Source organism: Shewanella atlantica (assembly GCF_003966265.1).
GTDB classification, from domain to species: Bacteria; Pseudomonadota; Gammaproteobacteria; order Enterobacterales; family Shewanellaceae; genus Shewanella; species Shewanella atlantica.
Map to the genome: position 1 here is coordinate 1 of NZ_RXNV01000036.1, position 1,614 is coordinate 1,614.

Annotated in this window: 1 protein-coding gene; it reads right to left on the reverse strand. The window is 45.4% G+C overall.

Annotated features, from left to right (window positions below; translation table 11 throughout):
- Positions 1 to 336: 336 nt before the first annotated feature.
- Positions 337 to 1,491, reverse strand: a complete 1,155-nt coding sequence (locus EKG39_RS23200) for an IS110 family RNA-guided transposase (RefSeq protein ID WP_126508321.1) — start codon at positions 1,489 to 1,491, stop codon at positions 337 to 339.
- Positions 1,492 to 1,614: the final 123 nt, after the last annotated feature.

Here is a 1,614-nt window from a genome sequence, read left to right on the forward strand (position 1 = left end):
GGCGTTGGTATGACTCCCCACGTCAAGTTAAACATAGCGATCCCTGCCATTTGCTTAGCACCATTACTCATAGTTAGATGAGTTAATACATCAGATGAAGCAAGTATATTCGTCGGTTTTCATGCTGATATCCGTGGATTACTCACCCAAAAGTGCGCAGTGCCAACCTTACTTTTTTCGACGTGGTACCTGTCTTCAGTCTATCATCGAGGTTCAGCTTTCTTACAAAAGTTGCCTGCCTAACGCCGTCGGTGTTTGTACCACTTCCGATGCTTGATCCAATGCATTAACTCTGAACTTGTCATAACTTTTTTATTACTCCCATCAAGATATCGCTCATGCTGGCATCCTTGCTAATCTCTGTTTGGGATCAACCGGACTGAGTACAACTTCTCTGGATATCGCCCAGATAAATGCGATCATCTCTCTTGCTATGGCAGTGACGATAACATTGTAGTGTTTGCCTCGTTGCATCAGTCTTTGATATCGACGACAAAGCCTTAGTTGGGCTTGCCAAGCGATATCGACAACCTCCTTACTGAGTGACTCTTGCCGCTTTTGTAGTTCTGTTGAAATGTTGGCGGCATATCGATAAGTATGTGCGCCTTCAACTAATAATCGCCGGGCTCTACTATTGCCGCACTTGGTGATGGCACCTTGTCGTCGGTGTCCGCCACTGGAGTGTTCACTGGGTACGAGACCAACATAACTCATGAGTTTTCTTGGATGGTCAAAACGATTCAAATCACCCAATTCTGCGATGACACCAACCGCGACAAGCAAGCGTACTCCCCTCATAGCTTGAACTGCTTTTACCACAGGATAATAGCGCCAGAGCTTAACTTGATACTCAAGCTCATTATCAAGCCGCTGTAGTCGTTTCATTCGCTCTGTAATGGTGTGTATGGCTTCTTGTAGAACGATTTGCTGGCACGGGTGAGGTAGCACTAATTCGGTGAGCCAGCGTAAGTGTTGCTTCGACCAATTATCATTTATCTTGCAGTTAATATTATTGCGAAGAAGCATCGCTTTAAGCTGGTACTTAGCATCTTTAAGGTCTTTCATTGCGGTCTCGCGCGCCCGAGATAAGTCTCGTACAGCCTCATCTTCGGGCTCTGGGACATAAATGGGACTGATATCGCCATTCTTTATGAGCTGAGCCAGTTTCAGTGCATCTCGCTTATCCGTTTTCACCCGCTCGCCAGGCTTCTTTGGAATAAGTGATGGTGCGACGACATAACAGCAGTGCCCTAAGCTAGTTAAAAACCGATAGACCCAGTAGCCACAAGGCCCCGCTTCATAGACAAAATGTAGTGTTGCTTGAGGATATTTAGACTCGAATTGCCGAGCAAGTTTACGTAGCTGAGCCTTGTTACTAGGAACCCGTCCTAGGTGAACAGGACTCTGTTCTCGGCCGTCTTCGGCATAGGCAACTTCAATAAATTCTTTATGAGTGTCTAAACCTATGAAAATTATGCTATGTTTTCTCATGCTAGCCTCCATTTGCAATATTGTATGGTCACAAATACAGTATGGCTCTGGTGCACAATTTAATTATTTTGGACTAACCCACGAACTTGGAGGCTAGCACCTCGTGGGGAGTCATTATGTCTA

Excerpts from the sequence above, each read along its gene's own strand:
- EKG39_RS23200 (WP_126508321.1), bottom strand. The coding sequence starts at position 1,491 with ATGAGAAAACATAGCATAATTTTCATAGGTTTAGACACTCATAAAGAA.